Origin of the sequence: Mesorhizobium sp. M1365, from assembly GCF_040317865.1 — a bacterium.
Classification (GTDB): Bacteria; Pseudomonadota; Alphaproteobacteria; order Rhizobiales; family Rhizobiaceae; genus Mesorhizobium.
Genome location: NZ_JAMYLG010000013.1, coordinates 20059 through 44011, shown reverse-complemented (window position 1 = coordinate 44011; position 23953 = coordinate 20059). Strand labels below are relative to the sequence as shown.

Below are 23953 nucleotides of genomic sequence, written 5' to 3'. Positions count from 1 at the left end.
GGGGGACCTATATCCGTTTCCCTGTGGAGGCCGCCATGGACGTGAGGAACAGAAAGACGCAGTTCAATATCTGGTACTGGATCGCGGCGTTCGTGGGCGTGATGGTCGTCCAGTATATCTATGCCACGACGCAGCACGTCGCCCAGATTCCGTACAGCCAATTCGAGACCCTGTTGAACGCCGGCAAAATCGCCGAGGTGCAGGTTTCGGACCGCTTCATCCAGGGCCGCTTCAAGGAGCCGCAAGACGGCAGGCCGCTGTTCATCACCACACGCGTCGAGCCGAACCTCGCCCGCGACCTGCAGGAGCACGGTGTCACTGTGACCGGCCAGGTCGAGAGCACTTTCCTGAGCGACCTGCTGTCCTGGGTTGTGCCGGTGCTCGTCTTCTTTGGCCTGTGGATGCTGCTTCTAAGACGCATGGACGGCGGTGTCGGAGGTTTGATGCAAATTGGCAGGAGCAAGGCCAGGGTCTATGTTGAAGCCAATACCGGGGTGACGTTCGACGATGTGGCGGGGGTCGATGAAGCCAAGGCCGAGCTGCAGGAGATTGTGGATTTTCTCAAGAACCCGGGCGAATACCGCCGCCTCGGAGGCCGCATGCCCAAAGGCGTGCTGCTGGTCGGACCGCCGGGGACGGGCAAGACTCTGCTCGCCAAGGCCGTCGCCGGCGAAGCCAAGGTCCCGTTCTTCTCGATTTCCGGTTCGGAGTTCGTCGAGATGTTCGTGGGGGTCGGGGCCGCGCGCGTGCGCGATCTTTTCGAGCAGGCGCGGTCCAAGGCTCCCGCAATCATATTCATCGACGAGCTCGACGCTCTTGGCCGCGCCCGCGGGACCATGGTCGGCGGTCACGACGAAAAGGAGCAGACGCTCAACCAGCTTCTGGTCGAACTCGACGGTTTCGATCCACAGATCGGCGTCGTGCTGCTGGCCGCGACGAACCGTCCTGAGATCCTGGATCCGGCACTTCTGCGCGCCGGCCGTTTCGACCGCCAGGTATTGGTCGACCGGCCCGACAAGCAGGGTCGCATCAAGATCCTGCAGGTTCACATGAGCAAGGCCAAGCTGGCGACGGATGTCGATGCGGAAAAGGTGGCGGCGCTGACGCCCGGTTTCACCGGTGCTGACCTGGCCAATCTCGTGAACGAGGCGACGTTGCTCGCCACGCGCCGCAAGGCGGATGCGGTAATGATGGGAGATTTCAACAATGCGGTGGAGCGCATCGTCGCGGGACTGGAGAAACGCAACCGGCTCCTGAACCCGAAGGAGCGCGAGATCGTCGCCTACCATGAAATGGGTCATGCGCTGGTAGCCATGGCCCTGCCTGGCGTCGACCCGGTGCACAAGGTGTCGATCATACCACGCGGCGTCGGCGCGCTCGGCTACACTATCCAGCGTCCGACCGAGGACCGCTTCCTGATGACGCGCGAGGAGCTGGACAACAAGATGGCAGTGCTGCTCGGCGGCAGGGCGGCCGAATGGATCGTATTCGGCCATCTGTCCACCGGAGCCGCCGATGATCTCGCCAAGGTAACCGACATAGCGCGCGCCATGGTGACGCGTTACGGCATGTCGGCAAAACTCGGGCACGTGGCGTTGGAAAAGGACCCACGCTCCTTCCTGAGCCCCAACCCGCTCGCCGGCGGACCGCGCGAGCACGATTACGGCGAAGCCGCCGCCGATGCCATCGACGCGGAAGTGCGCGACATTGTGGAGGCCGCGTTCGGACGAACCGTCAGCCTGCTCACCGAGCGGCGCGACGTGCTGGAAAGGGCGGCACGCAGGCTGCTCGAGACCGAGACGCTCGATGAGACTGACCTTGCGGCGCTGGTCGGAGACGCCTCGACGGCTGATCATGCTGCGCAGTATAGTTCCAGTCCGTCTTCGCATAAGAAGAAGGCTGCGCTGCAGCCGGCCAGGACCGCGGCTGCAATCCCCACGCGCGGATCGGGGAAATTTCGGACGCAATAATGATGTTTCGGACTGCTCCCGCCGGCACAGACCGCTCTTGGAAAGCCGTGCCGCACGCTACGACGGTGACACGCAAGATCGACATCGATCTCTAGGCTTTCGAAATCCAGTATGTGTCGGTCACCAACCAAGCGTTCTCGATGCCATTTTTCGGTCGCCCTCGGTGATATTGCGCGAGACGGGTGACCTTGCCTCGCGCAGCCTTGAGGGCGACCATCAAGGCCTTTTCTTCGTCACTGCGCCTGGCTCCGCTGCAGGGGTAAAATCCGCATGGCACAAGTGATCGTACGGGAAACGTATCGCCAGCCCTTTCCAGAAGCATCATGAAACCTCGTCGGTCTTCACCCGTGAACGGCAATGCCATCCGGCCAGCGTCGGACAAATTTGAAAGCCACCGTTCCGGCACGTGCGTCACTCCGGCAAAGGCGATCACGACATCGAGGTCTGGCAGATCAATTGCCTGCGTTGCATCACCGGACGTCACTTCGACGTGCGCATAATGAGCGAGATTGCCTTGCGCGCGCCGAGCTAGTTCTTCGTCGATCTCATATGCAATCACGCGTCCTTCAGAACCCGTCAGTTCAGCGACGATGGCGGTGAAATAGCCGACACCGGCGCCCACCTGAAGGACGGTCTGGCCGGGAGTGATGTTCAGATGGTCGAAAACCAGTGCCCAAAGCGACGGCAAGCCGCTGTTCAGTCCGCGTTTTTCGTCAAGCAAGACCAGAACGTCGTGGTAGATCTCATGAAGTGCGGCTGAAGGGCTGGTATGGACCGCCCCGATTTGCAATCTCGAATGGATACGCCATGGCCCGTCGCCAAGATAGTGTTCGCGCGGAACCCTTGCAAAGGCCTCGATGACCGCAGGATTGTGCAAGACAGGTGATGCGACACGCAGGTCTTCGGCAAACCACCGGCGCGCTACACTAGCATCGATTTCTGTTGGCATAGAGTATCGGCTCCGGGATTGCGCGTACTCCATCATGCTCTCAGAAAACCGAGTGACGGCAAAGGGCGCCTATCCTCGTATGGACGGGGCGACGCGCGCTGTCCGTTTGCGACCGAGCGCGGTCTCGCCGAGCGCCTTCCGCGAGACTGTAAACCGTGGCGATATGGAAGAACACTCTGCCCGACGATCACATCGTCCGGCTGGCGAGCAGCCTTGTGAGCCAATCCGGATCCATTTCCGGCACGGAGGACAGAAGCCGTTCGGTATAGGGGGCATGCGGCGGCGTGAGAATTTCGCTCTTTAATCCCTGCTCAACGACTTTACCCTGGTGCATGACCACAATTTCGTCGGCGATCGCCCGCACGGTGGCAATGTCATGGGTGATGAAAATGTAGCTCATGCCGAGCTCGCGCTGAAGCCGGATCAAGAGCTTAAGGATTTCCTCTTGCACAATCTGGTCGAGCGCGGACGTGATTTCGTCGCAGATTATCAGCTCCGGATCGGCGGCCAACGCCCGGGCGATGCAAACGCGCTGCTTCTGGCCCCCCGACAGTTCGGCCGGCAGACGATCCAGGTAAGTTTCGCTCATCTCGACCATGTGCATGAGTTCGCCGATCCGCCGATCCCGTTGTGCACCCTTGAGGCCAAGGTAGAATTCAAGCGGACGAGCTATGACTTCTTCGACCGTCTGGCGCGGATTTAGGGCGTTGTCGGGCATTTGATAAATCATCTGTATGCGTCGCAGGATCTCTTTTGGGCGCAACTTCACGGTCTTGGAAAGGGCCTGGCCGGCAAAGGAAATCGACCCCGAAAGCGGGGGCAGCAGGCCGGTAACGACGCGAGCGAGCGTCGATTTGCCGGAACCGGACTCGCCGACCACAGCCACTGTTCTTCCGCGTGGAACTTTGATGGAGACATCCTGGAGCACCTTAACCGCCCGGCCGTAGGCCGCGGTGACGTTGTCTATCGTAAGCAAATATTCATCGGCCGGAACTTCGGGCTTGGCGAGCTTGCGCACGGCCCAGAGCGTCTTGGTATATTCCTGGGTGGGCGAGGCGAGCATCTGGCGCGTTTCTGCCTCCTCCACGGTTAGTCCATGGCGCAAAACCATGATGCGGTCCGCCATTTGCGCCACCACCGCCAGATCATGCGTCACATAGATTGCAGCGGTGTTGAACTCCTCCACGATGTTGCGAATGGAGGCGAGAACTTCGACCTGCGTTGTCACATCGAGCGCCGTCGTTGGCTCGTCGAAGACGATGAGGTCCGGACGGCAAGCCATCGCCATCGCGGTCATCGCCCGTTGCAACTGTCCGCCGGAAACCTGGTGAGGATAGCGAAAGCCTATGGTCTCCGGATCTGGAAGCTGAAGACGCCGATAAAGATCGACCGCACTCCGGTTCGCTTTCTCTCGGCTGGCAATCCCATGCGCCACCACGGTTTCGACAGTCTGATCGAGGAGTCGGTGGGCCGGATTGAAAGAGGCCGCCGCGCTTTGCGCGACATAGGCGATACGGGAGCCTCTGAGGCGACGCCGCCCTGTTTCGCTTAGTGCCAGAAGATTGATCCCGTCGAACAGGATCGAGCCCTGTGTAATACGGCAGCCCGGCTTGGCGTAACCCATCGCCGCGAGGCCAATGGTGGATTTGCCGGCGCCTGACTCGCCGATCAGGCCAAGAACGTCCCCCCGCTTCAGCGCCAGATCGACCCCGCGGACAATGGGATACCACCGCTCGTCCGAGAAACCCTCCACATGCAGATTGCGGATCTGAAGCAGATCCTTGCCTTTTTCGCGCAATCCGGGAGCGCTATTTTTCATCCCGCAACCCGCTTGTTGCATGCAGGAACCAGTCCACGACGAAATTCACAGAGACCGTGAGGAGGGCAATCGCGCCGGCCGGCAGCAGCGGCGTGACATCGCCGTAGGTGATCAGGGTCGCATTCTCGCGCACCATCGATCCCCAATCGGCGGTCGGTGGCTGAATACCGACCCCCAGGAAGGACAGTGCCGCGATCGTGAGGAATACGAAGCAAAATCGCAAGCCGAACTCCGCGACCAGCGGCGGCATCACGTTGGGAAGAATTTCCTTGGCGATGATCCATTTCGGGCCTTCGCCGCGCAATCGCGCCACTTCGACATAGTCCATTACCGCCACGTTAAGCCCGACGGCGCGTGCGAGCCGAAAGACACGGGTAGAATCGAGCAGCGCAATGATGATTATCAGGCTTGTGATCGACGAGCCGAAGATCGAAAGCAGCACCAGGGCGAAGATAAGGCTTGGGATCGACATCAAGACGTCCACCGCACGCGACAGTATCTGGTCGAGCCATCCTCTATACAACGCGGCAAGAAGGCCTAGCGAGACGCCGACTGCGAAGGACAGCAATGTAGTCCCGACGGCTATACCGATGGTGTTGCGCGCACCGTAAATCAAGCGTGTGAGCATATCGCGGCCGAGCTGGTCGGTTCCCAATTTGAACTGCTGGCTCCACGGTGCGAAGGCCTCGCTGAAGACCTGTGTTTCGCCGTATGGGGCGATCCAGTGCGCGAAGACCGCAACGACGACATAGCCAATGATCACGAGGATGCCGAACCAGGCACTGAAGGGTGCCTTCTTCAGCGCCGTTTTGGCCCGGGTGGCGCGCGAGCGCCTCAGCCTGTGAACCTGCGCGATGGGTTCGTAGCTGGTCATCGTGGATGCAAGAGCCTGGGATTGGTGGCGATGGAAATGATGTCGGCGGTCAGATTAAGGAGGATATAGGTCACCGCGAAAATCAAGGCGCAAGCCTGGACAACCGGAACATCCCTTGATTTGACCGCGTCGACCATCAGCTGACCGATGCCGGGATAGACGAACACCACTTCGACGACGACCACTCCGACGACGAGATAAGCAAGATTGAAGGCCACCACCGTGACGATCGGAGCCCATGCGTTGGGCAAGGCATGCCTGAGTACGATGGCAATCGGCGAGACTCCCTTGAGACGCGCCATGTCGATATAGGGGCTTGCAAGCATGTTGATGATTGCCGCTCGTGTCATGCGCATCATGTGTGCGACGATGACGAGCGTAAGCGTGGTCGCCGGCAAGGCTACTCTCCAGACCTGATCCCAGAACGGCGTCTGGTCGTTTACGTTCGACAATGTCGGGAACTTGGGAACTGCGTTAAGTATCCAGTTCAGTGACACTGCAAGCCAGTGCGGCAGGGATTGTGCGAACTCGGAGCCGATGAATGTGTCGCGCGAGATGACCAGATAGGCAAGCATATAGGCGACGAAGAACTCCGGGAACGAAATGGTTGTCAGCGTCACTGCGTTCACCACCCGGTCGAACCAGCCATTACGGTAGAGCGCAGCGAGGATGCCCAGTCCCAGGGCGAGCGGAACTGCGATCAGCGCGGTCATCGATGCGAGGAACATCGTATTGTAAAGGCGCGGCGCGATGATCTCGGCGACGGTGCGCCGATATCCGGTGCGGCTTGCGAACGAAGAGCCAAAATCTCCGTGGAGCATCTGCCCGACCCAGACGAAATAACGCTCGACAGGCGGACGGTCGATGCCAATTTCTCGCTGGAAGGCGGCGACCGTTTCGGGTGTCGCGGATTGTCCGAGCATCGCCTTGGCGAAGTCGCCCGGCAGCATTGCAATCGCAGAGAAGATAATGATGGAGACGATGAACAGCGTGACCAGGCCGAGGCCAAGGCGCTGCAGAACCGTTCTTGCGACCGGGTTCATTTGCTCGCGTTTCCCGTTGCCGTCGCTGCCCTGCCGGCAGGGCACGCGGCTGCAAGCCGAAGCCCAGTAGCCATCGCGGGTCCGGCCCGCTCTCTCACGCAGTGGCGATCCACCAGCGTTCGGCCATCTTCAGTCCATCGTTCTCCCAGTTCGGCGCCACTTCGCCATGTGCGAGCTTGTTGGATTTGGCGCTGACGAAATTGTTGAAGACCAGCACGATGCTGCCGCCATCATCATGCGTCAGTTGCTGCATCTCGGCATACATTGCCGCCCGCTTGGCCTCATCCGTCTCGGCGCGCGCCTGGACAAGCAACTCGTTGAAGCGGGGATTTTTCCAGAACGACTCGTTCCAGCTGGAATCGGCGGCGAAGGCTTGCGTGAACATCCAGTCGGCCGTGGCGCGACCACTCCAATAGGAAGCGCACCAAGGTTTCTTGAGCCAGACATTGTCCCAATAGGCGTCCTCGGCCTCGCGCACGACGTTTACGTCGATACCGCACTGGGCTGCCGTCTCGCGGATCAGCGCAGCCGCGTCCACCGCGCCTGCAAAAGCGGCATCGGCGACCGAGAGGTCCACCTTCAGTTTCTCCATTCCAGCCTTTTTCAGATAGTGCTTGGCTTTCTCCGGATCGAAACTGTGCTGCGGCTGCGGATTCGTGGCAAATTTAATCGCCGGCGCGATCGGGTTGTCATTGGCCACAGTGGCGTGACCGAGAAAGATCTTGTCGACGATCTCCTGACGGTTGATCGCCCACTTTAAGGCCATCCGGACATCCGGATTATCGAACGGCGCCATCGTGACATTCATCGGCAAGGTGTAATGGCCATAGCCGGTGACCTCGACGATCTCCACCTTGGGGTTGCGTTTCAACATGCCGAGGGTCTTAAGGTCGGCGCGGCCAATATAGTCCACCTCCCCCGTCGATAGCGCGGCCATGCGAGCGGCGAGATCGGTGATGGCGATGAACTCCACCTCGTCGAGATAGGGTTTGCCGTTCTTGAAGTAGTTCGGATTGCGCTTGAGTTTGGCCGAAACGCCGGGCTGGAAATTCTCAAGCACGAAAGCGCCGGTGCGAACGCCCGATCCCCAATCCGCCTTGCCGTCCTTGGCCGGCATGATGACCAGATGGTAGTCACTCATGATGTAGGGGAAGTCGGCGTTGCCGCTTTTCAGCGTGAAGACAACCGTTTCGGGGCCATCCGCCTTAATGCTGGCGACGGGCTCAAGCAGCGGCTTCGCCGCCGACTTAGTTTCGTCGCCCATATGATAGCGAAGCGAAGTCACGACATCGTCCGCCGTCACATTCTTGCCGTTGTGGAAGGTTGCGCCCTTGCGAAGCTTGAAGACCCAGGTTTTGGCGCCATCGGACGATTCAAAGCTCTCGGCAAGGTCCGGTTGGACGTTGCCTTTGGCGTCGACCTCGGTGAGGCTGTTGGACATCGAGCCCGAGAACGCTGTCTGTGTGAAGGTGTCCGGGTAGCCGGCCGGATCGATCGAATCCGTCGTCGCGCCATGTGCCATTCCGAGCTTGGCGAAGCCGCCCTGCAGCGGTTCGGCCCGGGCCGTGCTGACGAAGAGCTTATCCGCAGCGGTGACCGTCAGCCCAGCGGCCAGCCCAAGATGAATGAAGTCGCGACGGGAAATCTTGCCGCGACCGATCAGGCTTTGAGCGATACCAAGCTTGTATCCAGATTCTGACATTTGACTCTCCCATTGCGGATTTTCCGCGTTATTGTTCGTGCCGCACCCTGTGAAGAAATCTGCCCGTTAGCCGCGATCACCCTTTCTGCTACTTTTCGAATCCGTACCTCAATCAGGCCGTCACATAGATGCTGCCCGCCTCGACCGTTACTGGAAATGTGCGCGCGCGAACGGACGGATCGACCAGGGCCGCGCCCGATTTGATATCAAATTCCCAGCCATGCCAGGCGCAGCGCACGATCTCGTTTTGGCGGTGATAGATGAACTGCGCCTCTTCGACCGGTGCAGTTGTTCCACATTGCGGCCCCTCGCAAAGGGGAGCGCCGCGGTGTGGACAAACATTCAGCAGCGCGTGGAATGAATCTCCGATGCGAAAAACGCCGACCGAAAGGCTGCGGATCTTGGCGATGAAGGGAGATCCGGTTTCGATCTCTTCGACTCTACAGATGTATGTCTTCTCGGGCATCGTCTGCTTCCTCAGGCAGCATTCGCCGCTTGCGCGCGCGGGATGCGCTTGTAAACCTCCAGCGCATTCAGCCCCATGATCTTGCTCTTCCAGGCAGGAGGGATTTGCAGCGTGTTGGCATCGTCATAGTCCCAATGGGGATAGTCGGAGGCAAACATCAGCGTATTTTCGCCGTCCATCGCCTCGAGAGTGGACCAGAGATGCTGAATATTTGCGGGCTGCTCCAGCGGCTGCGTGGAAAAGCGGATGTTGCGCCGGCAATATTCGGACGGCAGCATCTTTAGCCATGGCGTCTCTTTGCGTAGGGCTTTGTAGTCGGCGTCCAGGCGCCACAATACCGATGGCACCCAGGCGACGCCGCATTCGATGACCACGAAGTAGAGGTCCGGCCATTTTTCGAAGACGCCATGCGCAATCATGCTTGCGACATGCGAAATGGCCGACATGTGCAGGATGGCATGGGTCTCCCAGAAGAATGTCGTCGGGGCCGGAGCAATCGCGGTCGAATTCACGCCGCCATGGCCGCCCAGATGAATGGCAAAGGGCAGCCCCACCTCGGCGCAAGCCTCATAAATTGGATGGTAAAACGGATCGCCATAGGGCTTGACGGAGCCTTGCGAAGCGAGAACCTGAACCATGCGCGGGTGATTGCCCAGACGGCGTATCTCGGCGGCCGCGAGCTTCGGATCCTGTGGCGCGACGATGATCGAGCCCATGAAGCGATCGTCCTTCGGCAGCCATTGGTCGATCTGATAGTCATTGTAGGCGCTGACGAGGGCGCTGGCATAATAGGGATTGGCGAGGGTGGAAGCCTCGATCGGCTCATCGCCGGTCAGGATCGCCACGTCGACCTTGTACTTGTCGAGGTGTTTTTCCTTCATGATGAGATAGTTGTCGGCTTCTGTTTTCGGACGGACGTCCTTGCGTGAGAAGTCCTGCGGATGAAACCAGGGACGATGGCCATGCGGGAAGGCGCCAACGGGACCTGTCTTCTCGCCTTCAACGAACATGTCCTTCCATAGGCCGGAAAGGTAAGGCTCCAATACAGTCGCGCTCGACCAGTAATTGTGACAATCGCAGTCGACTATGAACACGTTGCTCAGCTCCGTAGCTTCAGCCTGGACGATCTGCCGGCCGATTTCACCGCGTGCAGCTTCCGCCTTGAGTATTGTTTGATCAAGCTTATGATCCTGCGCAATATGATCGACTTTTTCGATCGGAGGTCATGTGCAGCTAGATCACATCGAAACTTTTCTCGACATCATCGAGTCGCGAAATTTCAATCGTACCGCCGACCGGCTGGGGTTGACCCAGTCGACGATCAGCACCCGCATCAAGAATCTGGAGAGCGCGATCGGGTCCGAGCTCTTTCTGCGCGGGCGCGCCGGCGCTGAGCCGACAGCCGCCGGGCGGCGGTTCGAAGCCTATGCCAGATCCTTGCTGTCGACGTGGTCGCAAGCTCGACACGATGTGCGAGCGTTCAACCGTTTCGAGGGCACGTTGCGCATCGCCGCACAGGTGGGGATGACCCGTTCGGTCCTACCGGGATGGGTCGAGACACTGTGCCAGGCGCTTCCAAAATCCTCGATCCATGTCGAGTCGGACTATTCGAACCAGATGGTCAGCGACCTAAGCATGGGAAATCTTGATATTGCCGTGCTTTATGCGCCTCGCTACCTGCCTGAGATCGCCTACGAGCATCTGATGGTCGAGGAATATGTGATGGTTTCGACGGCTGCCAGAACGCTGTCCGATGTCGACCCTGAAACCTACATTCGCCCAGGCTACACCGCGGTGCTGGAAAAGACGCACGCAGAGCTGCTGGCCGAGCTTGCGATCTGTCGGCTTTCGACGGGATCGGAAACTCTGGCGGAGATCATGCTGCGACGAACGGGCGGCACCTGCTACATGCGCAGCGACGATGCGCGCCGGTTCACGGCCGAGCTCCCATCGTTCCTCGTCGAGGGAGCGCCGACGCTGCACCAGCCAGTCCACACCGCGATCCTTGCGCGCCGCAAACACGAACCCATTATTCGCAAGGGCATCCGAGCTCTCCAGGTGGCTGTAATGTCCCTGGAAGTTTAATCGAAATTACCGATCATAAAGGTAGGATTGCGCGGCTGTTCAGCGGGTTTTGAAGTGGCATCTTGGCTCGACTTCAAACCCGAGTTGAATAATGAACGCACACGCGGCCTTAGGAGCCCCCGGCTTCGCCCCAACAAAGCTTCACCGGCAGTGGGCACAGCCCACGCCGCAGCTTGTGCTCTGCCGGCGCGTGATCGACGAGACGCACGATGTGAAAACATTCGTTCTCACACCCGCTTCAGATCGGATGTTCTGCTTCAGCGCTGGCCAATATGTTGTGGTGCACCTGAGGATCGAGGGGGCCGCAGTGACGCGCTCCTACTCTGTTTCATCACCGCCGACGCGACCGCTCGACCTGCAGATCACTGTGAAACGGACGCCGGGCGGGCTCGTTTCGAATTGGCTCCATGACAATTTGAAGCCGGGCGATGGGATCGAGATCGAAGGGCCGCTCGGCTCGTTCAATCTCGACGATCTGCCGCATGCAAAGTCCCTCTTCCTTTCAGGTGGCAGCGGGATAACTCCCGTCATGTCGATGCTGCGGGCATTTACCGACCGCGCAGCAAACCAGGATATCCACTTCATTCATAGTGCGAGAACGCCGGACGACATCATTTTTCGGCTCGAACTGGACGCACTTGCCGCTCGCTTTCCCAATGTTCATGTGACTTGCATTTGCAGTCATGGAGACCCGGCCTGGACGGGTCCAACCGGGCGAATTAACAGTGAGATGCTCCTGACCTTGGTTCCCGATCTCCATAGCCGCACGATTTTTGCCTGTGGGCCGGAATCCTACATGAAGGCTGCACGCAGCTGCCTCGATGCAATCGGGCTCGCCCCTTCACAGTATCATGAGGAGAGCTTCGGGGGCGGCAACATTTCGCGTTCGCTATCGGATTCAAAGGATTCGTCTTCGGTCCGCTTCGCCCGCTCCGGCCTTGCATATCACTGCGCGCCCGGAGAGACCCTGCTGGAAGCGGCGCGCCAATGTGGCGTCTATGTCCCAACCGCTTGCCAGCAGGGAGTTTGCGGTACGTGCCGGATCGCCAAGCTGTCTGGCGAAGTCGTCATGGATGACCTAGGCGGACTGACGTTGGAGGACAAAGCGGCAGGCTACATCCTGGCGTGCTGCAGCCGCCCACAAGGCGACATTTTGCTTGATCTATAATTGTACCCATCGCGGAACGAAATCGGGCAGCCTTTGCGTTCAACGACCAAGCCATACTACTGCGACCGCAAGTGATTAGGTTTCGGAACCCGGATGGGCTCGCCCGATTTCTGGCGCAGCTCACGCTGGGCATCGCAAGCGACAAAAGTCCTACCCAGCAATACGCTTGAGCTATCATTCAGCCGCTGCATGGGATCGACCTCGACACAAAGAGGCGCGGCAATTCGGCTCCAGCTACACCGTCGCGGCCGGATCAGGGGCGTTGCGGTTGAGATGAACCGCAATCGAATTACGGTTCACCAGGCGAGCCGCGAGGACACGGTGTTCAAACGGTGCGGTGTCGCCAGCCAGCCTCTTCAAGAGAAGCTCGGCTGCCGTCGCCCCGATCAGATGCGCCGGCTGCGCGATGGCTGTGATACCTTGGGCCACGAACTGCATCCAGTCGAGATCGTCGAAGCAAAGCAGCGAAACCTCTCCCGGAATCGCAAGCTTCAGTGCGGATGTCGCCTCCAGAACGCCTGTCGACATCACACCGTCGGCGGTAAACAGGGCGGACGGCGCATTGCGCATTGTCAGCAGATCGAGTGCCTCCTTTCGGGCTGCCTCGCTGGAATAGACCGCCACGCGGCGGATCAACTGTGGATCCGGCGAAATGCCCGCAGCGCGATGGGCTTCGAGATAACCCAACAACCGTTGCCAGCTTGGATGATGGTAGCGAACGTCGGAGCTGGAGAGATCAGCGTTTGTCACAAAGGAACCAACATCATCGCGTTGGTCCGGCCCGAGTTCCGCCAATATTCCGATGCGGCTGTGTCCGGCGGCGATGACCGCCGCTATGCTGCTACGCGTTACAGAAACGTTATCGACCACGACCGAATCGGTTTCCATGCCCGCCACGATGCGGTCGAACTGCACGACGGGACAGCCGGCCGCGACTGCGTCACGAAGATGATCCGGCTTGTCCAAGAAGGTCGATGAGACGACTAAACCATCGACCTGCTTTTCCAACAGCAGCTGCACCGCCTCTCGCTCGAGTTCGGCATTTTCGTCACTATTCGTAACGATAACCCCGAAGCCGCCACGGCGCGCGACGTCCCCTATTCCGCGCAGCACGCTTGCATAGAATGGGCTTTCGATGTCGCCTACGACAACGCCGATAGTCTGGGTCTTACCGGTGATCAGGCCTTTGGCCAGGCGATTGGGCCGATAACCCAGCGCAGATGCCGCGGCGCGCACCTTCTCCTGGACCTCAGGGCTGCTGTACCCGTAGTCACCAAGCACGCGCCCAGCCGTGGCAGAGCTCACTCCAGCCCGGCGAGCGACTTCGATGATAGTTGCGTTTTTGGATCTTTGAGTCACCCAGCAAGTCCCGCCGACCATGCAACGTCGTGGCGACGAACTAGCGGCAGTTAGGCACGCCCCGCAAGGCCGAACACCGCAGAACCCGCCGCTGCGCACACCATTTGAATTACAGCACCTCCGACAGAAAGCGTCGAAGACGCGGGCTCTGCGGATTGTCGAATAGGTCTTCTGGCCGGCCTGCCTCGACGATCCGCCCCTCGTCCATGAACACGACCTGGTTCGCGACCTTGCGAGCGAAATTCATCTCGTGTGTAACGACCACCATCGTCATCCCGCCCCGCCCGAGGTCGGCCATCAAGTTCAGGACACCTTTGACCAATTCTGGATCGAGGGCGCTGGTGACTTCGTCGAACAGCATAATTTCGGGTTCGAGGGCGAGCGCACGCGCGATGGCCACCCGCTGCTGTTGCCCGCCCGAGAGATTGGCCGGCCGATGGTCCTTGCGCTCCAGCAGTCCGACTTCATTTAGCCTCGCCAAGGCCGCGTCATTAGCCTCCTCGCGCGACATGCGTTTAACTTTGCGCAGCGCCAAGGTGATGTTGGCGAGCGCGCTACGGTCGGGGAACAGATTGAACTGCTGGAAAACCATGCCCACGCGCCGCCGGAGTTGGTCAGGGGTCTGCTTGTAGATGCTTTCGCCGTCGAGCAGAATGTCACCAGCTCGGCATTCTACGAGACGGTTGAGGCAGCGCAGCAAGGTCGACTTGCCCGATCCGGACGGACCGATGAGGCAGGTGACGGTCCCGGGCTCCACTTTCAGACTGACGTCATGCAGCACCTGGACGGCGCCGTAGGCCATGTCGATATTCTTGACCTCGATGCCGCCACCCTTGAAGCGTGTGGGCGCTGCTGCAGGCAACGTCGCTGTTCCCGGCACAACGGTTTCGGCAAGCTCGGCGACCTCCTTGAGGCCACTCTGCACGGCGGTTATTCGTTTGCCGACGCGCATGCGCGCGTCGATGTAGTTGACGAGATGGGTCAGCGGCACCGTGATCACGAGATAGAACGCTCCGGCCAGCAATAGCGGCGACAAGTTGCCGGTCAGCACAGCCTGGTCCTGGCCGACGCGGAACAGTTCGCGTTCGGAGGCGAGCAGACCAAGGAAATAGACCAGGCTGGAGTCTTTGACATTGCCGATGAACTGGTTGACCAGTGCAGGCAGGACGCGACGGATGCCTTGCGGGATCACCACCAGGCGCATGCCTTGGCCATACGTCATACCGAGAGTCCGCGTGGCGTCGATCTGACCCCGCTCGACGCTCTGAATGCCGGCGCGGAAAATCTCCCCGATGTAGGCTCCGGCGATCAGGCTGAGCGCCAGAATGCCCAGCGGATAAGGCGATGGACCGAACAGATCTCGGCCCAACCGCGCGAAGCCTTGGCCAATGATCAGGATTGTGACAATGGCAGGAAGCCCACGGAAGATATCGGTGTAGACTCGGGCAAGGAGTTTCAGCGGCCGGTTCTCTGAAATCCCCATGACTGCGAGGACGATACCGATCAGCGTCCCGAAAAACGTCGAGGCAAGGGCCAGGATCAAAGTGTTCTTGAGGCCGACCATCACCATGTTTGGCAGAACTTCTGCCATCGCCTGGAAATCAAGGAAGCTTCGGGCGAAGGTATCGAACCAGCTCATATCAAGTCCATCTATAACTCGGCCGGGCACCGTTGCTGACGGGCCCGGCCGGAAACGAAAATGAATACGCGCGAATTTACTTCTTGGGCAGATATTGATCCGGCATCGGAGTGCCCGGGAACCATTTCTCATGCAGCCGTTTCCAGGTGCCATCGTCCATGGCCTCGCGCAGCGCCTTGTTGAGCGCCTCGCGGAAGGCATCGTTGCCTTTCTTGACCACGAACCCGGCCGGCGCATCGAAGGACGGCACGTTCATTGTTATCTTCAGGTTCTTATAGCGCTCCACATACTGCTTGGCGGACTCATAGTCAGTGAAATGGCCATCAATCGTCCCGTTATTCAGCGCCGCCACCGCAGTGTTGTTGTCGGGAAATTTGACAATGTCGCCCTTGAGGTTCTTCTCGGCATAGATTTCCTGCAGCGTTCCCTGGATCACGCCGATGCGCTTTCCGGCGGTGCTCTCATTGCTCGTCAGTGCCGGATCCGCCGAAATGATCGACAGGTAGCCGGCGAGATAGCCGTCGCCAAAATCCACGGTCTTCTTGCGCTGCGCCGTTGTGCCGATGGCGGCGACAGCGACGTCGAAGCGGCCATTGGCAACGGACGGCAGCAGCGCCGAGAATTCCTGGCCGGTGAAAACGATCTGCTCCTCCTTGAACCCGAGCCGGCGCGCCACATCACGGAAGAGTTCGGCGTCGAAGCCAGTGAAGTTACCGTTGGCGTCGGTGAAGACATAGGGTTTCGCATCGCCCATGGTTCCGACGCTGATCACCGTCGGGTCGATGAGGTTGTAGGGGTTGTCGGCCGCGTTTGCCTGAGTTGACGAGGCCAACGTGCCAAGTCCTGTCAACAGCGCGATCGTCAGCGCCAGACCGGATTTCACAAGTTGGCGCCTGCTCGAATTCGTGTGCATGTCTTCTCCTCTTACGATTGGCCGAACTCGGCCTTGCGATCCCACTCGACGTCTCATCTACAAAACGCTCTTGGACGGCGTTCGGCCAGGAAGGTGAGAACGTTATCATTTTCTCTAGCATTGTCCATTTCTCGCGTCAATTGTTTCGGAGAATTTCGCAGCTAGATGGTTTCCAGTGTTAAGCGTGGGGGATCTTCGGCGTTATCTTTCCTAAGTCGATTGCTGTCGCATGGCCGATTGCCCCGTAGTACCGGCAGGTAGCAGCCGCCGCGTCCGCGGCATGGCCGAGGATGTCTTGAGGCTGCTCCTTCTTAAGCAGGCCGAACAGCGTTCTGGCGATGAAGGTGTCGCCCGCGCCCAGGGTGTCGACGGGTTTGACCAACCGCGCCGGGGTTCGGTAAGAGACGGTGTCGCCGTGAAGCACCGCGCCGGCTCGGCCACGAGTCACAAGAACCCACTTTGAACCACATGCAAGCAATTCGGCCGCGATTGCGGCTAATTCCTTGTCGTCGAGACCGTCACCCGAGACACAAGCCAGATAGCAATAGGGTCCAATCTCGCGTCGATGTCCCGGTTCCCGTCGCGTGGAAAAATCATAAGACAACAGTGACTTACTTGATACAGCGGCAACCCACGGGTCCAAACCGCTGGACTGGCCGATGTGGACGGCCTGAAAGCCCGAGAGAAAATCCAGATCTTCTTGCGTCGGCGTAAACACCGAAACTCCGAGATCGAAGTCCAGGAAAATCCGATCGGCGTTGCGGTGACCTATGAGGCAGTAAGCGGTCGCTCCCTCGAGACGCCGCAATCGGGTGATGTCCACGCGCTCCGACGCCAGTGCAGTGCAGATAAGGTCCCCTGCCCGGTCTTTGCCGATCGCTCCGACATAGGCCGATCGCCCGCCGAAGCGGCTGACATAAACCGAGACATTGAGGCAATTTCCACCAGGATACATCTCGCCGCGAGCAAGATAACAATCCACCACGTTATCGCCTATCGCGGCAATCTTGACCATTGCAGGACTTTCAGTTTAAACGATGTGATAACGTTCGCACAATGGCTGCCCACCTGTCAATTGTGGGCCGGCCCCTAGCTCTGCCAACGAGACGAGGAAGCTCATGATTTCCGCCCTGCCCTCCGACGTGGAACGCGCCCTGACCGCTACGGCGGGCACGCAGTTTTCGCACCTATTCCTCGTGGCGTGCGGCGGTTCGCTCTCGATCATGATGGCAGGCAAATACTTCGTCGACCGTCACAGCGGCGCATTCGCCTGCGACATCTACAACGCGGATGAGTTCGTCTGCCGAGACCCGCGACGGTTGGGACCTGACGCGCTCGTTGTCCTTTGCTCGCAGACCGGCACCACCCGCGAAACTGTGCGAGCGGCCAATCATGCAAAGGATCGAGGCGCAACGACAATCGGCATGACGCTCGACCAGATATCGCCCCTCGCGCTGGCGGTCGACCACGCAGTCGCCTACCAGGCCTCCTACACGACGGGCAAAGCAATCGATTCAGCCTGCAGCAACTACGGCGTGCTCTATATGTTGCTCGCCGGCCTGATCGATGCTCGGGAGGATGCCGGGCTAACTGCCGATCTGCTGACGAGCCTGAGCCATCTTCAGCCGGCGATCGAGCGTGCGCACCGGACCTATGCCGACCGGTTTCAGGCCTTCGCCCCCCGTTTCGCGCCGCGCAATGCGATCTACACACTGGCCAGCGGTGCCAGCTATGGTGCGGCCTATTCGTACGCCATCTGCGTGTTGATGGAGATGCAGTGGTACGATTCGCAGGCCATACACGCCAACGAGTTCTTCCACGGCCCATTTGAGGTGGTCGACCGGGACGCTTGCTTCGTGGTCTTGCTGGGTTTGGACGAAACGCGGAGCCTTCCCGAACGCGCCCGAGACTTCCTTTTCAAGTACGGCAGCCGGGAAAACGTCCTGGTGCTCGATGGAGCGGAACTCGACCTCAGCGGTATGTCCGAACACATCAAACCCTATCTCGTGCCCTTGGTCTTCTTCGACACGCTTTGGCGTTTTGCCTACGAGCTGGCCGCCCTGCGCGGCCGTCCAATGCTTGAGGGCCGGCGCTACATGAAGAAGCTCACCGACTATTAGTTCCGCCGCGCTCTGCAGCCATCCAACAACTCCCAGCCCGGCTTCTGCGAAGAAGGATTTCTCTATGACTGCATCACCAAAGCCGCGCCATGTCGTTGTTATCGGCGCGGGCATCTTCGGCATCTCTTCCGCGTTGCACCTTGCTCGTCTTGGCCTTGATGTAACGCTTGTCAACGACGGCGCGCCAGCCAGCGGTGCATCCGGCCGTTCACTTTCCTGGCTGAACTCAGCGCGACGTGCGGACACTGCCTACCACCGCTTGAGGCTTGCAGGCATCGACCGTTATCGGACCCTGGCCGCCACAAGGCCGGAAACGGGATCGTGGCTTCGCTTTGACGGCGGCCTCACCTGGGATGCGGATGACGAGACGAACCAGATCGCGTCCGTCTGCCAGTTGGAGCAGGATATTGGTTATGACGCGCTTCTGCTCGGCCCTGCCGAAGTCGGTGCAGTGGTGCCCGGCGTCAACGCGAGCGCAATTACCCCCCAGGGCGCCATCTTCAATCCTGGCGAAGGATGGGTTGACCTGCCGTCTTTGATCAGTCTGCTGCTCAATGAGTTCCGCTCCCGTGGCGGCAAGTTTGTTCGGGACGCTGGACGCGTCCGGATAGATGCCACAGGTGGTCGCGCGCGTGGCGTCGTCACTGCCGACGGTGTGCCGGTAAAGGCGGATGCAGTGGTCCTTGCGGTCGGGCCAGCGACGCCTATCATGCTCGCAGAGATCGGAGTTCGTGTCCCCGACGCCACGCCAATTTCACTTCTCTTGAAGACCAAGCCGATCAAGACCGAGCTCCGTGCCGTGCTGAATACGCCCCGCGTGGCGGTTCGCCCGACGCCGGATGGCGCACTTGTTTTGGATTCGGCGTGGTCGGAGGAAGAAGTCGTGGTCAACTCTGACGGAACCTACACCGTGCACGACAAGACCGTCAAAGGACTGCTCGAGGAGGCTAGTGCGGTGCTCGAGGGCAATCCGCGGCTCCAACTCGCTGCCTATGCAGTTGGCCCGAAGCCCATCCCCGGCGACGGCGAGCCAGTGCTTGGCTGCGTCGACACCGTTGCCGGACTTCACGTCGCCTTCAGCCACAGCGGCGCCACGCTTGGATTGATCGTCGGCGAATTGCTTGCCAAAGAAATCGCCTCTGGCAATCCGCATCCCATGCTTGCAACGTTCCGCCCTAATCGTTTCAGCTGAAAGGGCAATTTGGGGCAAGGCCGAACTCTCCAGATGGGTCGCGGGCCTGGGGAAGAGCCGCGTGATCGGGTTGTCGTGCTACGGCAACAGAGACGTCGAGAGGTCGGCGCTGCGCGTCCAAGCGCGAACGCCCGAAGAAGAATGCCCCGCAAACTATGGTCAGATAGCCACTCGCGATCCACTGGAGTGCGCTAACCGCGACAAGTTGCGCAAGCTTCCGCCCGCAAAATCAGACACTGCGCATAATCAGAAGCCGTTGCTCCAGAACGATTTCACCTTGTCAAGAGACGGCCCGCCTTGCGGTGTGCGAGGGGTCGGCAATGACTTGACCAAGCCTTGACCAAGGGTCAGGATTGCGCCTATCGTCGCGTGCAAGCGCGATTGTCGAGCAATCCACACTCAGCTCGGCAATGAACACGGCTCACCACGTTGACCCGACGCGCGCAAGGACAGGAAATGACCATCACGGTGAAAGTTGGCGAGGCCAAAACGCATCTCTCGGAACTGCTTTCAAGGGTAGAAGCCGGCGAGGAGGTGATTATTTCGCGCGGCAATGATCCCATCGCTAAACTGTCGCGGATTCAACGGCGCAACGATGTCGAAGCCGTGATCGAAGAGATCAGCGCTGCCCGCGCCCGCGCCAAGCCCGTGACGCAGGACGAAATTCGGGCCTGGCGCGATGAAGGGCGTCGCGCTTGATGGCGATCATCGTCTGATGCCTTTCGTTGTCGACTTTTCCATGGCCGCTGCCTGGATTCTTCCTGATGAAGACAGTGAGGCGGCGGCCGCCCTGATGCGACGATTGCCGGGAGCAACGGCGCCTGTCCCTTCCCTGTTCTGGCACGAGGCGCGTAACGTCGTATTGATGGCCGAGCGGCGTGGCCGCATCGCGGCGGGCGAAGCTGCCACCACCATGGCACGGCTGCGCCGATTGCCGCTGGAGGACGCCGGCGGCGGGTCGGACGGCGCAGTGCTGACATTAGCGGCTTCGCACGGGCTCAGCGCCTATGACGCCGCCTATCTGGCGCTGGCAATCGAAACCGAGTTGCCGCTGGCCACCCTCGATCGGAAGCTCGCACTTGCCGCACGCCGCCAGGGAGTCCAAATTCTCGGGCCGCTCGCGAATGGCAATTGACCTCTTCGCTCGACCACCTGCCTATGTTGTTCGACGTGCAGAAGTCTTTGACGCTCTCGATTCCGTGCTGACTCTGGACCTCCGCGACTTTCTCGCCGAAGAAACCCGAGAAGATCGGAGGTAGACCGCACCGAAGAGTCTCTACCTTGTTGGAATCAGATGCAGTGCAGACTTCCCGCCCTTCACGGCCGCCGCTGACAGCTTGCGGTCAAAGCTGGCAAGTTGGCCGCCGCGCGCCTTGGCGAGCGCGAGAAGGTACGTAGCCGTCACCTGCGCCGAGGTCAGGATTTTGGCTGCATCAATGTCGCCGGAGCCAACCAGGCTCACATCGTCGGGCCAGAAGCTGTGCCCGTGCAGGGTCCGCAACTTGGTAACGATTCGCGCAACAACAGCTGGTGAGCCAGGAGAATTGGGATATCTTTGGTTGCCGACGATGCGCAGGACGCCGTTTTCGGTGACGGGACACGTAGCCCATGCGGAGTTTACCGGTCTCTTCGAACCAGCCATGCGCGTCGTCATGGGCGACGTGGCCAGGATCTATCAGTGCGATCAGCACATTCGAGCAGGAGCGTCACGGCAGTTCGTCTCGCAAGGCATTGACCGTCTCAAGCGTGACAGGAGGTGCATCCGGCCGACGCGACAGTAGAGGAATCCCGTTGCGCTCGCCGCCGGCTTGAGGCCGACGCAGAGAGCGCCGGGCGAGATCGGTGATGACCTCGCCGAGGCTGCGATCCTGCTGCCGGGCGATGGCCTTGGCTGCAACCAGGACATCGTCATCGATCGCCAGTGTGGTTCTCATGTTGCCCTGCTTGGTGCGCATCAAACATCACGCATCATATAGAATAGCGACGTCGGATACTCAACCGGTGCGAATAGCCGGCGGACTTGGCGTGGAACGCGTTTTGTGCCGGAAGGATTGTCGCTTCACGGCTTCAACCTTTGTATGCGACGAGAACTGCGCCCCCTGCTGCAATCAGTGAAACGCCAAGCCAGTTCGGCAGGGACAATTGTTCACGGAGGAAACCCACTCCGAATACCGTGTCAAGCGCGCCGCTTAGCCTGGCGTCACCGAGCAACTCCCCCTCCCATAATGCAGCATCAGGGCTGCGGTCACATATCTTGATTGTGTTTGCTGACATCAGCCAGATCCAGCCACGTCGACAACGGCCTTGATCAGACCGGACTTCTGCTGCGCCCAGATTGCGATGTCGCGTGGGCTGTCGCGCAGGGTGGTGCGATGGGTGACGAGTCGGTCGATTGGTATTTTTCCAGCGCGGATCGAGGCAATGACGTGCTGGAAATCGCTACGCGTCGCGTTGCGACTGCCGATCAGCATCATTTCCCGCTTGTGGAACTCGGGATCTGAGAAGGTTATGTCGTCCGGCACGACGCTGACCATCACCATGACGCCGCCATGGGCAACATAGGCAAAGGCAGCCTGCATCGAACGGCTGTTTCCCGTGGCGTCGAAGACGACGTCGAAACCTGCTCCCGCAGTTCGCTCCGCTATCGTTTCGACGATCGATCCCTTCGACCTGTCGATCACCAGGAAGCCCAATTGTCTTGCGGCAAAGGCCAGCCGCTCGGCATCGACGTCCATGACGGTCACGTTGAGTTGCGCTATGCGCGCAAAAAGCGCGGTGCCAAGGCCGATCGGCCCGGCGCCGATAACCAAGGTGCGAATGCCCGGCCCCGCCATGGATCTGCGCACCGCGTGAGCACCGATGGCCAGAAACTCGACCGTGGCAGCCTCGACCGGTGACAGGCCGGCCGCTGGTATCAAGTTCTGCGCCGGCACGAGAATCTGCTCGCTCATGGCACCGTCACGGTGCACGCCAAGCACTTCGATCGACATGCAGCAGTTCGGCTTTCCCTGGCGGCAGGCGGCACAATTTCCGCAGGCAAGATAGGGGTTGACGAGGACTTCTGGCCCTCGACGATGTCAGCATCGAGGTGCGGCGCGGCGAGATCGTCGGCCTGCTCGGCGACAATGGCGCGGGTAAATCGACGCTGACCAAATGTATCAGCGGGGTGCACCAACTCGATGCCGGCGCGATCCTTTTGGACGGTGCGCCAACGCACGGAGCAGCAGGCACCAGGCACTCCGCCCGAAGGCTGGGCACTGACCCTTGGTGCGCGCGCCGACGACGGAAGCCAGTGCAAGGTTCGAGCCGACGGAGAGATCGATGCCGCGTGTCAGGATGACCAGATGCTGGCCCATCGCGACAACCGAGATGACGGCCGTCTGGGCGAGGATGTTGCTGAGATTGCGTCCCGTCAGGAAATAGGGCGACAGAAAGCTGAGGACGGCGATCAGCAGCACCAGGATGACCACCGGACCAGCGCTCAGCAGCATCAGGCCGAGCGCAAGGCCGGGAACGGCTTCTGACTTCCTCGATGCCGGCAACGCTGCCTCGCCGACAGTCGTGCCGGTGTTTCCCGTTTCAGGCAAATTTCCCCTCCCCGCCGCGGCTTGTACGAGCCGCGTCGTCAAAAACTCAATTCGTGTTCAGGTCCTCTTCTTATCGATAAAAAACAACCGGCCAGGCCGGGTCAAGTTGTTTTTTATGGATAAAGTTCATGCTAAAAGGACAAGCTATAGTTCCCAAGGAAAATCCGATGAGAACCGACACCGTCTACAAGAAGGCCTTCAATCGAGCTGCGAATATGCTGCGCGACGGGCAACTGGCCGGTGAACTTCCTTCCGAAAATGAGCTTAGACGGCGAATGTGCGTCAGCCGCACAACCGTCAGAAAGGTTTTGCGGGAACTGGTTCACCGCGAACTTATCACCCAACGCCACGGCCTCAGGTCGACGGGCCGCCCGGTCAGCGACAACGATTACTATCCGGACGCCGAAACCACACCTCGCGCCAAGCATGTCGAACAGCAATTCATGGAGTGGATGCTGCGGGGTGACACCAGGCCTGGAACCAGCATCAATGAGCTCGAGCTTGCGCGCCAATTCGGCGTTGCGACCAACGGAATTCGCGAATTCCTGATCCGCTTCAGCCGGTTTGGGCTGATCGAGAAAAGGCCGAATACAGGCTGGCTTTTCAAGGGTTTCACCGAAGACTTTGCGCTTGAGCTCTTCGAGATCCGGGTGATGTTCGAACTGCGTTCGGCGCAACTATTTTCACTACAGCCGCACAGTTCTCCCCTATGGTCGAAACTCGCTGCGCTCAAGATGGCGCATGCCGACCTGCTGGAGCGAATTGAAGGCCGTTTTCATGACTTCTCCGGCCTGGACAACCGGTTTCACCGGCTCATAAACGAGGCATCACCGAACCGCTTCATCGATGATTTCTACGACATCATCACGTTCATTTTTCACTACCACTATCAGTGGAACAAGCAGGACGAAAAGCAGCGCAACCAGGCGGCAATCCTCGAGCATCTCGCCTATATCGATGCGCTCGAAAGCCGCGAATCTGACCGGATTGAGCGGGCCTGCCGTGCGCACCTGGCGTCGGCAAGAGCAACGTTGACGCGTTCGCTTATCGGACTTGTTGAATGATGT

General features: G+C 59.8%; 22 protein-coding genes and 3 pseudogenes. 10 read left to right on the top strand and 15 right to left on the bottom strand.

Going from position 1 to position 23953, the window contains the following annotated elements:
• Positions 1–35: 35 nt before the first annotated feature.
• Positions 36–1970, top strand: a complete 1935-nt coding sequence (ftsH, locus tag NKH04_RS16720; protein ID WP_353044604.1) for an ATP-dependent zinc metalloprotease FtsH — start codon at positions 36–38, stop codon at positions 1968–1970.
• Between the two features lie 91 nt (positions 1971–2061).
• On the opposite strand, the gene NKH04_RS16715 is transcribed toward ftsH, so the two are convergent.
• The 7 genes from NKH04_RS16715 to NKH04_RS16685 all read right to left on the bottom strand — a co-directional run bounded on the left by NKH04_RS16715 (position 2062) and on the right by NKH04_RS16685 (position 9917).
• On the bottom strand, positions 2062–2919 hold the full coding sequence (locus tag NKH04_RS16715; protein WP_353044603.1) for a protein-L-isoaspartate O-methyltransferase family protein: 858 nt from the start codon (positions 2917–2919) through the stop codon (positions 2062–2064).
• Between the two features lie 187 nt (positions 2920–3106).
• Positions 3107–4738 carry an ABC transporter ATP-binding protein gene (locus NKH04_RS16710; protein WP_352972319.1) on the bottom strand — a complete coding sequence of 544 codons (1632 nt, stop codon included), beginning with the start codon at positions 4736–4738 and terminating at the stop codon, positions 3107–3109.
• Positions 4728–5612: an ABC transporter permease gene (locus NKH04_RS16705; RefSeq protein ID WP_353044602.1), complete on the bottom strand. Its 885-nt coding sequence runs from the start codon at positions 5610–5612 to the stop codon at positions 4728–4730. Before NKH04_RS16705 ends, NKH04_RS16710 begins: the two co-directional genes overlap by 11 nt.
• Positions 5609–6655, bottom strand: coding sequence for an ABC transporter permease (locus tag NKH04_RS16700; RefSeq protein WP_353044601.1), 1047 nt, complete (start codon positions 6653–6655; stop codon positions 5609–5611). Before NKH04_RS16700 ends, NKH04_RS16705 begins: the two co-directional genes overlap by 4 nt.
• Before the next feature lie 94 nt (positions 6656–6749).
• Positions 6750–8357: an ABC transporter substrate-binding protein gene (locus NKH04_RS16695; protein WP_352851165.1), complete on the bottom strand. Its 1608-nt coding sequence runs from the start codon at positions 8355–8357 to the stop codon at positions 6750–6752.
• 112 nt (positions 8358–8469) lie between these two features.
• Positions 8470–8823 carry a Rieske (2Fe-2S) protein gene (locus NKH04_RS16690; protein ID WP_352770491.1) on the bottom strand — a complete coding sequence of 118 codons (354 nt, stop codon included), beginning with the start codon at positions 8821–8823 and terminating at the stop codon, positions 8470–8472.
• A gap of 11 nt (positions 8824–8834) precedes the next feature.
• Positions 8835–9917: an amidohydrolase family protein gene (locus NKH04_RS16685; protein ID WP_352503721.1), complete on the bottom strand. Its 1083-nt coding sequence runs from the start codon at positions 9915–9917 to the stop codon at positions 8835–8837.
• Between the two features lie 133 nt (positions 9918–10050).
• Between NKH04_RS16685 and NKH04_RS16680 the strand changes: the two genes are divergently transcribed.
• Both NKH04_RS16680 and NKH04_RS16675 read left to right on the top strand, forming a co-directional pair.
• Positions 10051–10908 (top strand): LysR family transcriptional regulator, encoded by an 858-nt coding sequence (locus NKH04_RS16680; RefSeq protein WP_352503720.1) that lies wholly within the window; start codon positions 10051–10053, stop codon positions 10906–10908.
• 190 nt (positions 10909–11098) lie between these two features.
• Positions 11099–12076: an FAD-binding oxidoreductase gene (locus tag NKH04_RS16675; RefSeq protein ID WP_353044600.1), complete on the top strand. Its 978-nt coding sequence runs from the start codon at positions 11099–11101 to the stop codon at positions 12074–12076.
• 234 nt (positions 12077–12310) lie between these two features.
• Here NKH04_RS16675 and NKH04_RS16670 read toward each other — a convergent pair whose 3' ends face one another.
• The 4 genes from NKH04_RS16670 to NKH04_RS16655 all read right to left on the bottom strand — a co-directional run bounded on the left by NKH04_RS16670 (position 12311) and on the right by NKH04_RS16655 (position 17002).
• Complete coding sequence (locus NKH04_RS16670; protein ID WP_352921396.1) at positions 12311–13456, bottom strand: LacI family DNA-binding transcriptional regulator; 1146 nt, start codon at positions 13454–13456, stop codon at positions 12311–12313.
• A gap of 88 nt (positions 13457–13544) precedes the next feature.
• Entirely contained in the window at positions 13545–15074 is a 1530-nt protein-coding gene (locus tag NKH04_RS16665; protein WP_353044639.1) for an amino acid ABC transporter permease/ATP-binding protein, read from the bottom strand.
• Positions 15075–15150: 76 nt separating this feature from the next.
• Positions 15151–15987 (bottom strand): ABC transporter substrate-binding protein, encoded by an 837-nt coding sequence (locus NKH04_RS16660; RefSeq protein WP_352474451.1) that lies wholly within the window; start codon positions 15985–15987, stop codon positions 15151–15153.
• Between the two features lie 178 nt (positions 15988–16165).
• Positions 16166–17002, bottom strand: a complete 837-nt coding sequence (locus NKH04_RS16655; protein ID WP_353044599.1) for a PfkB family carbohydrate kinase — start codon at positions 17000–17002, stop codon at positions 16166–16168.
• Between the two features lie 103 nt (positions 17003–17105).
• On the opposite strand from NKH04_RS16655, the gene NKH04_RS16650 reads away from it, so the two are divergent.
• The 4 genes from NKH04_RS16650 (at position 17106) to NKH04_RS16635 (ending at position 20434) form a co-directional block, all read left to right on the top strand.
• Positions 17106–18107, top strand: coding sequence for an SIS domain-containing protein (locus NKH04_RS16650; RefSeq protein WP_353044598.1), 1002 nt, complete (start codon positions 17106–17108; stop codon positions 18105–18107).
• A 64-nt stretch (positions 18108–18171) separates the two neighbouring features.
• The gene (locus NKH04_RS16645) at positions 18172–19299 is read left to right on the top strand and encodes an NAD(P)/FAD-dependent oxidoreductase (RefSeq protein ID WP_353044597.1); all 1128 of its coding nucleotides are present in this window, start codon (positions 18172–18174) and stop codon (positions 19297–19299) included.
• Positions 19300–19755: 456 nt separating this feature from the next.
• A complete protein-coding gene (locus tag NKH04_RS16640; RefSeq protein WP_352467423.1) occupies positions 19756–19998 on the top strand; it encodes a type II toxin-antitoxin system Phd/YefM family antitoxin in 243 nt (80 codons plus the stop codon).
• The gene (locus tag NKH04_RS16635; RefSeq protein WP_352474447.1) at positions 19979–20434 is read left to right on the top strand and encodes a type II toxin-antitoxin system VapC family toxin; all 456 of its coding nucleotides are present in this window, start codon (positions 19979–19981) and stop codon (positions 20432–20434) included. The genes NKH04_RS16640 and NKH04_RS16635 overlap by 20 nt, the downstream gene beginning before the upstream one ends.
• Positions 20435–20575: 141 nt before the next feature.
• On the opposite strand, the pseudogene NKH04_RS16630 reads toward NKH04_RS16635, so the two are convergent.
• From NKH04_RS16630 to NKH04_RS16615, 4 genes and pseudogenes are all read right to left on the bottom strand, one after another.
• Positions 20576–20990: pseudogene (locus NKH04_RS16630) on the bottom strand (TA system VapC family ribonuclease toxin).
• A 15-nt stretch (positions 20991–21005) separates the two neighbouring features.
• The gene (locus NKH04_RS16625) at positions 21006–21233 is read right to left on the bottom strand and encodes a CopG family transcriptional regulator (protein ID WP_352851185.1); all 228 of its coding nucleotides are present in this window, start codon (positions 21231–21233) and stop codon (positions 21006–21008) included.
• Between the two features lie 133 nt (positions 21234–21366).
• Positions 21367–21471, bottom strand: a pseudogene (locus tag NKH04_RS16620) (EamA family transporter); the annotation flags it as partial.
• 101 nt (positions 21472–21572) lie between these two features.
• A pseudogene (locus tag NKH04_RS16615) lies at positions 21573–22367 on the bottom strand (zinc-binding dehydrogenase); the annotation flags it as partial.
• A 20-nt stretch (positions 22368–22387) separates the two neighbouring features.
• Here NKH04_RS16615 and NKH04_RS16610 point away from each other — a divergent pair.
• The 3 genes from NKH04_RS16610 to NKH04_RS16600 all read left to right on the top strand — a co-directional run bounded on the left by NKH04_RS16610 (position 22388) and on the right by NKH04_RS16600 (position 23950).
• Entirely contained in the window at positions 22388–22639 is a 252-nt protein-coding gene (locus NKH04_RS16610) for an ATP-binding cassette domain-containing protein (protein ID WP_353044596.1), read from the top strand.
• A 4-nt stretch (positions 22640–22643) separates the two neighbouring features.
• Entirely contained in the window at positions 22644–22823 is a 180-nt protein-coding gene (locus tag NKH04_RS16605; protein WP_353044595.1) for a hypothetical protein, read from the top strand.
• 230 nt (positions 22824–23053) lie between these two features.
• Complete coding sequence (locus tag NKH04_RS16600) at positions 23054–23950, top strand: GntR family transcriptional regulator (protein WP_353044594.1); 897 nt, start codon at positions 23054–23056, stop codon at positions 23948–23950.
• The last annotated feature ends 3 nt before the right edge of the window (positions 23951–23953 follow it).